This is a genomic window from Streptomyces sp. NPDC107581 (genome assembly GCF_055657175.1).
Map to the genome: position 1 here is coordinate 64,866 of NZ_JBVKBH010000026.1, position 9,022 is coordinate 73,887.

The following is a 9,022-nucleotide window of genomic DNA, read 5'->3' on the forward strand; positions in this document are numbered from 1 at the left end:
CGCCCCCACACAGCGGTGGCGCTCGGCGGAAGAGGCAGGCGTAGAGCGGCAGCGTGCCTTGGCCCGGCCCGAGGGCAGGGCACACGGGTCTTCGTGGGCGGAACGGCCGTCAGTGACGAAAGCCTGCCCGGTGTGCGGCCACCACACCTCCGGCACCTTCACCGCAGAGGTGAGGGCGAGTACAGCGACGGCCGCGATGATCACGGTGAGGACGCTCGCAGCCGTGGCGACGCGCCGGAAACGGTCCCATGCCTCAGAGGCCGTCATACGGGTCCCCCCGAACGGCCAGAGGCAGCCTCACGCGCAGGCGGCTCACACGCCACAGACGGCGCAGACGAGGCAGTACTCGTGCGTCGTCCTGGCGTGGTGGTGATGGACGTGGCGATGCGCCCGATGCGGGGGACGTAGACCTTGATGCGTCCGATGTTCTGCCGGGGGCAGGCCAGCAGGAACTCGCCCTCGCGGCCCTTGTGCCCGACCGGGGACAAGCCGGTGGTCACCAGCCGCAGCAGTTCCGGATCGTCCGGGTCCAGACCGACGAACTCCAGACCACGGCGCGCGCGGTCACGGTCGGCGGTCCGGGCGAGCGCGCGGTAGGCCATCAGGCCGCGGTCGGGGCCGAGTTCCTCAGCGTCGTGGGAACCGGCGAGGAGGCCGGCACCGTGTTTGCGTCCGTCGTGGAGGATCTCGTGGACCAACGCGGTGCCCTCGGCGGAGGACGTCAGCCAGTACAGCTCGTCCGCGACCACTGCAGTGAACCGCTCGGAGTCTTCGAACGCTGTCTGGCGTGCGAGCGCAGCGATCAGGTAGAGCACCGCGCGCCCGATCAGCGCCTCCAGCGGCTGCTGGTGCAGGACCTCCGGCTTGTCGAAGGCCGCTTTCGGAGGCAGCTTCAGACCGGTCGTGGTGATCACGATCATGTCGGAGGCGCTGGAAGCGTCCAGCCGTACCGGCGGCAGCGTCGGGTCGAACACCATCCGTGCGAGGGAGTTGGTGGCGACGACGCGGATGAGGCCGGCGAGGGTGGCTGCCGCGTCCTGGCGCTTGCCCACCTCGCGCGTGGCCATCTCCTCCAGGACTTCCACGACGCGGTGCATGGAAGGGGCTTCGCTGACCGCGGCCTGCTCGACGGCGTGGTGCAGGACCTCGCCGTTCGTACTCATCGGACCGATGCCGAGCTGCAGGGTGAGATACGACAGGGCGTAGTGGCGGCCCTCGGGGCCGTCGAACATCCGCAGCGGGTCGATGGACACCTCGGCCCGGGCGGCGTCGATGATCTGTGCACGGCCTCTGGCTGCCGTGCGGGCGAAGGTGGCCCACTCGCGCACGGGGGTGCGGTCGATACAGATCGCGCAGCCGCCACGCGCCCAGACCGCCTCTGCGATCAGCTTCTGCAGGACGCTCTTGCCCGCCCCGAGATCCCCGACGATGCCCATCGACGCGGACGCGTCCACCTTCGGCGCATCTGCCACATTGACCATCACAGGACGGGTGGTGCCGCAATCCAGATCGATACCGAGGAACATCCCGTTCGGATCGCCGACCTGTGAGGCGGTGAAAGCCCCGCCCAGTGCCCAGTCCTCGGAAACCTGATGCTGGGTGAACTCCCGCACGACACCGGGCCGCACGGCGCCGGGCAGGCCCAGGGTGAACAGGGGCTCCTGCAGGCCGGCAGGGCGGACCGCACGGTAGTCGGCGCCGCCGAGCAACGCCGCAAGGGCTCTCGCTCGCGCATCGCAGAGGGCGGCAGTGGGCCCCCACACGGTCAGGACGGTGACGGACTGCACCTCGACCTCGACCGACGTACGGGACAGACGGGCGTCCAGCTCACCCAGGTCCCGGGCAGCATCCGTCAGCGAGGCCGGCATCCCGGTGGGCCGGGCGTCGTACTGGTCGGCCTGGTCGATCAGCTCGTTCTTCTTGCGCCGCACCTGGTCGCGGGCCTTCTCCGCAGGCACAAGGCTGAGGTCGACGGTGTAGTCGACGGGAAAGTCGAGCACCTCCAGCTGAGCGAATAGGTCAGCCGAATCCTGGCTGACGGCCGGCGGGCACTCGGCCAGCGCCAGCTGCGCCTGATAGCCGGTGCCGGCGTCGGACTCGACCTGCAGCCAGCGCCGCCGCAGCGGAGAGGCAGCCTTCAGACGCCACCACGCCTTGCGGCCCGACCGCGTTATCTGGCCTGCGCTCTGAAGCTCACCGACGTCGTCGATGGCGGGGTCGATGCCGCCCTCCTGTAGGCGTACCTGGCCGAGGTCGGCATAGCTGGGGGAGCGCAGCACACCCGCACGGACCTGCCCGCCGTAGAGCTCGCTGATCTCGGCTTCCGCCAGCAGCGGCTCGTCCAGGCCGCGGTGGAGAGCGTGCTGGACCATCCACACGATCTCCGCTGGACGGGCCGGCCGGAAGGCGATGCCGCCGCCGAGCGCGGCCTGGACCCGCGAGGCCTGCTCGCGGTAGGCGATCACCTCACGCCGGGCCACCGGCACGGGCCGCATGCCCAGCATGGGGGACAGCTCTGCCCACGCTGCCCCGAGCGAAGCCGACACCTGCAGCCCCGCGGACTCGGTCTGCAGCGGCACGGCCAGCCACAGCGTGCGGCGGTGCATCTCCTGCTCGCTCAGCAGATCCAAGGTGGCGTCGACGTTCTCCACCCACGGATGCATGCTGCCGTCCGGCGTCTGGGTGCCGGGCTCGATGCCCTCGATCATCTTGAGGGCGATCTCGCCAGGATCGACCTGAGCGCACAGCCCGAACAAGCGTGGCGCCCCGGACAGCGAGCGCACCAGATGCGTGATCTTGGCGAGCTGTTCGCTACGGACCGCGGCAGGCACGTAGGCGCCCTGCACGGTCTCCTCACGCCGTCCCTGCGTGTCCGCGCCCGGGTGAAGCCGGTAGATGGCCCACACGCTGCCGTGCGCCGACCACAGAAGGTGCCCGGCGATGTGCCGGACCGGAACCCTCACCGCGCACCCCCCTGCTCGGCGAACGTGAGCAACTGCTGAACACCCGACACCGGCACCGCAGCTGCCACAGGAACAGCCGGCCGCACACGGTGGCCTGCGGATGTGCCAGCTGCGCCGGGGACGGGTGTGCTCTCGATCGTGAAGCTGCCGAGCAGCGGGTGGGGAGCACGGTCGCGAGCGGCCCGGCCACCGATCCGGCCTCCCTGGGGCTGCCAGCCCAGCAGCACCCAGCCCAACGCCGCCTGCAACGGGGCACGGCCCCGGATCCTGGGGCGGCGCACCGTCCAGATCGCCAGCAGCCAGGCCACGATCGGGACCGGGCCCATCCATGACCACAGCCAGGTCGCCTTGACCAGAAGGAACCCGCCGCCGACCGCGACGATGATCTGGGCGGGCGTGTACGGACCGAGCGGGATCTTCCAGTCCGCCACCTTGCCCAGGACCCAGGGATGGCGTCGGGCGGAGGTGTAGAAACGCCCCACCCGCCCCGCGGCCGCCGCACTCACAGCCAGCCTCCCTGGCCATCAGAGTGCGTCCGCACGAGCGGATCAGGGCCGCGCACGATCCCCGGCACGGCAGGCGCGCCCTTGGACGGGTTCTTCACCTCGTCCTGGAACATGTTCGCCAGGTCCTCGCGGCTGTTGTACAGACCCAGCGCGATCACCATCAGCAGAAGCGCGCCGATCCCGGCTTTCAGGCTGAACTTCTGAATCATGATGATGACCACGAGGCACGTCAGACCGGTCTGTAGACCCTTGGTCGCCCAGCTCCTGAACATGGTGATCCACGCGTTGCCGAGGTCGTTCAGCTCCCCAGCGACTACCAGGTGACCTGTTGCCATCACGGCCGGCCCCCCGTCTGGGAAGCCCCGGACTCCAGCGCCGCGACCTCCCACCGTCCCGAGCGGGCCCTGAGAACGAGCTCGTACGCCAGCGGCCACCGCCCCCCTTCCCCCCGGCCTTCGACCTGCGCGAGGACTCGCACCGTGGTGCCGTCACTCGGTACCTGCCCGGCGGCCGCCGCCTCCTCGGCGGCGAGGACCTGCTGGACGGCGACCGTCCGGTAGGGAGCGGGGGAGACAGCCGACAGCCGCACTCCGGGCGCGAGGTAACGGTCGACCTCCCCGGCACCGGTCAGATACGCGGCGAGGAACTCCCCGACAGTGGACGACAGATCACCTTCAGGAACACTCACCCTGTACGCGGACGCCGGTGCCTCGGCCCGGACCGGGCCGGCCACCACGCCCGGCACATCGGTCACGGCGAACGAGGCACCCGAGCGGTCCGCGGCCACCGGCACCGCGAAGTACCGCACCGACCCGCCCGCGTACTGCGCAGCCACCGTCACCGACCACGTCCCGTCCCCATGCTGCGCACTGCGCACGACGGTCACAACCTCCGGCTTCGCCTGCGCACCCGCGGCCGGGACGGGCAGGTCGACGCCCTGCGCCATCGACTGCGCAAGCCGCGCCTGCGCATTGGTGGGGTCATCCGCGCTGCTGCGCAGCCACGAGCTCACGAACAGCTGCGCATAGCCAGCCGGGTCGGCAGCCCCCGCGGTGCGCACGGCGGCGGGCTTGTCCGGAGTAGCCGCCTGAACGTTGGTCGGAGGGGACGTGATGGCGACCCCCAGAGCGATGGGGCCGGCCGCAATGGCGGTCAGGGCCGCCAGGCGTGAAAGGCGCACGCGGCGCCGCATCGCCTGCAGGGCAACGCCTGCGGCCATGGGCGCCACGGCCTCGCCCTCTGAGGCTTGCTTGCCAGTTGACATGGCCAAACTCCCAGGTCAGAAAGACTGTTGCTGACCTTGAGAAAACCCGCAGGCCCCGACCCGACCACCGACCACAAGACCCTGACCACGGTCACGATGGAGACACGGAAATCATGGTCGGGCCTGTGGTCGGGCCGACCACAGGGCAACCGCCAGCCGCCGACACCTGATCCGGCCCACTGCACACGTTCCCGGCACGGAACGGCGAGGCCTTCACATTGCCCACGCCTCGCCCTGCACAACGACGGCGGCTGGCAAGAATCAGGGCTCAGCCATACGCCTGCGCACTGCCGGGACGGCATCGGGAACGCCACAGGAGACTGCGCAGCCGCTCCACGTAAACTGACTGTGCACGAACGTTCGATCCCCAGCGACGCCAGTGCGTCTGAACTCGGTACAGCCCCTACGCGTTGTTGCTGATGAGGCTTCGTGAAGACGGCTCTGTCCGCAGTTCCGTGAGTCCTCGGGTCAGCACCAGGAACGCGGGACCGTTTCGGCAGCGTACTTCCTGCCGTGGCCAGCAAGACGGTTGAGGATGTGCTGTTGCCCGGGATCGATGTGCGGGTGGAGGGGGTGAGCGACTCCTCTGGCATCCAGGTGGTGGAGGCGGTGTCGACGGCCCGCCCAGGCCAGTGCCCGAACTGCCGCAAGCAGGCGCGCCGCGTACACAGCGCGTATCAACGCACTCTGGATGAACAGCCGTTGGAATCACGCCGGGTTATAGCGGCCCCCCGTAGGCTCGCTCCCGTGATTGAGACCGCACCCTCTCAGGGGCCGGGTGTGCCCCCGCGCGCTCCCAGGCGGAAGAGAGCATAGGCCCCTGCAGCTCCCATTGAGCGGCAGGGGCCTGGGTTTGTTAGCCGAGGGGCACGGTGGCGAAGGACTCCCACTCGTACATCTGGTTGTCGCGGTGGATCACGATCAGTTCCGCGCTGGAGATCCGGGCATGGGCCGGCGCAAGGCCGAGGCCGTCGAGTGCCCGACTGATCGGCTCGGCCGGGCCGCTGCTCGCGCTGTAGGCGACGGAGACGTGCGGCGTGAAACCGTGGGCATTTTCCGGCACCTCGTCGAGGACGCCACCGATGGCGCTGCGGATGGCGCTGCGGACAGCGCGCACGGGGCCGTCAGGGTGGACGTGCAGCAGAATGGCCTCCGGGTCCGGCACGTGTGGGCCGATCTGCACGTCGAAGGCCGGGACGGCGGCGAGTCGCTGCTTGGCCCCGTCGACGATGGCGTGGACGTTTTGCTCCTGGACCTCACCGACGAAGCCGATGCCCTGCATGGTGAGATGCAGCCACTGATTCGGGATGGGAGTCAGGGCGTCGCCGAGGGGCGCGAGTGCATCCCTGTACCGGGTGGCCAGCCGGTGAACGTCGGCCTGGCCGTCAAAGGTCAGGTGCCAGGTGTAGAAGCGGCGGCCCACGTTCCAACCGGGCCGCCACCACCAGTGGTTGCGCATGGTGTCAAACGAAGTCCTCATAGCGTGCGATGAAATCAGGCGGCGCCCGCCCCTGGCGAGAGTGCGAGGTGCCGAGGAGCTGAGTCCACGCAGAACTCTTCGATGGCCACGCGTAGCCCTATTGCTGCCGTGCCGGTGGCGTGGGTCCGTCCGATGCCCGACGAGAGTTCACTGAGCCGGCGGGTGACCGGGGCCAGGCGGTGGTCCGGGGGGAGGGCGAGGACTGGCGCCAGGGCTTCGAGGGCGCCTTCCGCTTCGCCTGTGGCCACGTGGGCCGCGGCCTGGCTGATGTGGATCTGAGCCTCGGTGCCGTACGCCCTGACCCGCTGCACCGACAGCAGCGACAGAGCGTTGTCGGCGGCTAGCAGGGCGTCGGCGGGGCGCCCCACGCGCAGCTGCACGGCCGCGGCGTAGTTCTCCTGGCGCGCGGGCTGGCAGGCAAAGATGCCGCCGACTTCGTCGTAGCCCGTCTCGGCGTTCCGGGCGTCTTCCGCGCGGGCGAGTGCTGACAGGGCTTCGCTGTTGGCGCCGAGTTGTGACCAGGCATCCGCCTCCTGGCAGGCCAGCAGGACAGCGACCGAGCCGGTCGTGTTGTAGGTGGCGCCGCGTCGGGCGAAGCCGATGGCTTCCCGAAGCCTGCCGTCCCAGAACGCCACCTTGGAGCGCGTCGAGAGCACCCAAGCGCGCAGGTCGTTGTGGCTGGCTAGCTCGGCGCACAGCCATGCGGTGCGGCCCTGGGTGTCCGCGTCCCGCAGCTGGCCGAGGTCGGAGGACATCCATGCGAGGAGTCCGCACAGGTAGCCGGCGGAGACGTACAGGTCCGCGGACTGGCGCGGGAACTGGTGGCCTTCCAACAAGGCGAATACACGGTCGCGAAGGTGCCTGGTTCGCTGGAAGAGAGCGACCGGGTCCGAAGTGAGGTAGTCGGACGCCAGAGCGCCCGTCGCGGCCATCAGCTGCTCCAGGGCGATGTCGCCGACGTTCGAGGCCTCTGCCCATTGCGCCCAGCTGGCGGACTCATCGGCGGCAAGGTGCACGAGGTCGGAGCCCGTCGCCTCCAGCAGGGGGGTGACCAGAGGCGGTGTGGCGACGACCACGGCTGGGGCGCAGGCTGCAGCCTGGTCGCTGAGGACACGGAGGTCTGCCTCCGGCAGGGCCCGACGGTCTTCCAAGTCAATCAGGCTGGTGACGGGGCAACCGAAGGCCTGGGCCATGGCGAGCAGGACGGCCACGCTCGGACGCCGGGACGACATGGCCGGCCACTTTTCCCACTTGCCGACGAGCGAGGCGTCCGCGGCGACCGTGTCGCCCGGCCGCTGGCCGCTGGCCTGGCTGATGCGGTCGGCCGCTTTCTGGAGCGTCCAGCTGTGTGCGTGCCGCCAGGCTTCGCGCGGACGCATCCGGTAGCGCGTACGCATCTCAATGGCGATGTCGGCGACGGTGCAGCCTGCGGCAGCCATGTCGTTTCGGAGGGCGTCCCGGTCGGCTTTGGAACCGGGCTTCATGGGCGCATTCATCGGCAAGCTCCCTGAACTGCGATGTGAACCCAAAGTAGCTGCCCTGTAGCCCTCCTGAGGGGCCGTCATCCAGAAAGGTCCACTCTCGCTGCCCAACGAAGTGTCCAGAACGGTGAGTCGCCGCTGATCAGAAGCACGTGCAGTGTCCACAAAAGTTGGACGCCGCTGCCCGTGACGCCAACGCGTCGCCTTGGAACCGTAGAAGAGCACCGGAACCACCACCCTCCGGGGACGCAAGACCCCCGCGATCGTGCGACCGATCCGGGGGCATGGCCAGCGCTATTGAGGAGCGTCGACATGAGGAACGGTACAGGCCCCACCCGGGACCAGCGCCCGCCTTTGACCTATATGACCATTCGCGTGTACCAGGTGGACCGCTACGGCACGGTCACCCAGGACCGCGGAAAGGTCTTCGTACCGCCCGCCCATGAGTTGGAGATGTCCTCGGCGTTCCCGCCGTGTCAGTGCGCGCGCCACCGGGCTGGCCGGACAGCTGTCCGGTGAGCGGCGCTGTGGACAGGGCCAGCCGTACGGCGCCGGTCGGCCTTGCGGCGATGCGGGAGACCGCGATCCTGGTGCTGGGCCCGGAAAAGCGCCCTCATGCGCTGCCCCCCACGCCGACCGACGTCGGCGCCGTGACCGCGAAGCTCCGCGCGCATCTGGAGGGGCTGATCCCCGAGGTCGAGCTGAAGGTAGCGCGGATGCCGAAGGACTGCATCGCCCGCTACTGCACCTACGCCTGCATCGGCGAGGCCCAGCGGAAGCTGTCGGCCGGCCCCACCTCCCGCTATGGCGGAGACATCGGCCACGCCCGCCGCCTGGCCCGTGTGCTGCGCGCGCTCTGCGATCACTACGAGAGCGCGAACGACACGCCATGAAGTCGATCACTGCCCTGCTCGTGTACGTGATGGCCTTGACCGGCCCTGTCCTCGCCCTGGTGCTGGCGCGGACACCACACTGACGCACCCCCATGGCGGCCGCTCCGGGACAGGGCCGTACCCAGACCCCCGTCTCTCCGATGTCTAGAAGCTCCGGTGAGACGAGGCCGCCCGGCCCGTCGGAGACTCAGAAGTCCTCGGCTGGACGGGTTCATCCAAAAATCTATGCCTAGGAGGCCTGATGTTCGTTTCCAAGTCCGCAGTCGCCACCGTGGAGCCGACGGAGGAGCCCGACGAGCTCACCGACATCGTGGTTGTCGCGTACGACGTCTTCGACGAGGACTAGGGCGTTTCGTTTAGATCATCGGATCGTTGGTCCGGTGTGTCGTTGACTGATGCGCAGTGGGCGCGGATCGAGCCGTTGCTCCCGGACCG

8 protein-coding genes are annotated in these 9,022 nt (G+C 69.4%); 2 read left to right on the forward strand and 6 right to left on the reverse strand.

Going from position 1 to position 9,022, the window contains the following annotated elements; translation table 11 throughout:
• Positions 1 to 263: 263 nt before the first annotated feature.
• From ACZ7P3_RS40285 to ACZ7P3_RS40310, 6 genes are all read right to left on the reverse strand, one after another.
• Complete coding sequence (locus ACZ7P3_RS40285) at positions 264 to 2,963, reverse strand: ATP-binding protein (protein ID WP_472089539.1); 2,700 nt, start codon at positions 2,961 to 2,963, stop codon at positions 264 to 266.
• Complete coding sequence (locus tag ACZ7P3_RS40290; RefSeq protein WP_472089541.1) at positions 2,960 to 3,469, reverse strand: hypothetical protein; 510 nt, start codon at positions 3,467 to 3,469, stop codon at positions 2,960 to 2,962. Before ACZ7P3_RS40290 ends, ACZ7P3_RS40285 begins: the two co-directional genes overlap by 4 nt.
• Positions 3,466 to 3,804, reverse strand: coding sequence for a hypothetical protein (locus ACZ7P3_RS40295; RefSeq protein ID WP_472089554.1), 339 nt, complete (start codon positions 3,802 to 3,804; stop codon positions 3,466 to 3,468). Before ACZ7P3_RS40295 ends, ACZ7P3_RS40290 begins: the two co-directional genes overlap by 4 nt.
• Complete coding sequence (locus tag ACZ7P3_RS40300) at positions 3,804 to 4,688, reverse strand: conjugal transfer protein (protein WP_472089542.1); 885 nt, start codon at positions 4,686 to 4,688, stop codon at positions 3,804 to 3,806. Before ACZ7P3_RS40300 ends, ACZ7P3_RS40295 begins: the two co-directional genes overlap by 1 nt.
• Before the next feature lie 901 nt (positions 4,689 to 5,589).
• Positions 5,590 to 6,213 (reverse strand): 2'-5' RNA ligase family protein, encoded by a 624-nt coding sequence (locus tag ACZ7P3_RS40305; protein ID WP_472089544.1) that lies wholly within the window; start codon positions 6,211 to 6,213, stop codon positions 5,590 to 5,592.
• Between the two features lie 14 nt (positions 6,214 to 6,227).
• A complete protein-coding gene (locus ACZ7P3_RS40310; RefSeq protein ID WP_472089546.1) occupies positions 6,228 to 7,709 on the reverse strand; it encodes an XRE family transcriptional regulator in 1,482 nt (493 codons plus the stop codon).
• 297 nt (positions 7,710 to 8,006) lie between these two features.
• Here ACZ7P3_RS40310 and ACZ7P3_RS40315 point away from each other — a divergent pair, with 297 nt between their 5' ends.
• Entirely contained in the window at positions 8,007 to 8,213 is a 207-nt protein-coding gene (locus tag ACZ7P3_RS40315; RefSeq protein WP_472089548.1) for a hypothetical protein, read from the forward strand.
• Positions 8,210 to 8,587, forward strand: a complete 378-nt coding sequence (locus ACZ7P3_RS40320) for a DUF6415 family natural product biosynthesis protein (protein WP_472089550.1) — start codon at positions 8,210 to 8,212, stop codon at positions 8,585 to 8,587. Before ACZ7P3_RS40315 ends, ACZ7P3_RS40320 begins: the two co-directional genes overlap by 4 nt.
• Positions 8,588 to 9,022 lie beyond the last annotated feature (435 nt).

Coding starts and splice junctions, on each gene's coding strand:
- ACZ7P3_RS40295 (WP_472089554.1), bottom strand. CDS start 3,804: ATGGCAACAGGTCACCTGGTAGTCGCTGGGGAGCTGAACGACCTCGGC.
- ACZ7P3_RS40305 (WP_472089544.1), bottom strand. CDS start 6,213: ATGAGGACTTCGTTTGACACCATGCGCAACCACTGGTGGTGGCGGCCC.
- ACZ7P3_RS40300 (WP_472089542.1), bottom strand. CDS start 4,688: ATGGCCGCAGGCGTTGCCCTGCAGGCGATGCGGCGCCGCGTGCGCCTT.
- ACZ7P3_RS40315 (WP_472089548.1), top strand. CDS start 8,007: ATGAGGAACGGTACAGGCCCCACCCGGGACCAGCGCCCGCCTTTGACC.
- ACZ7P3_RS40310 (WP_472089546.1), bottom strand. CDS start 7,709: ATGAATGCGCCCATGAAGCCCGGTTCCAAAGCCGACCGGGACGCCCTC.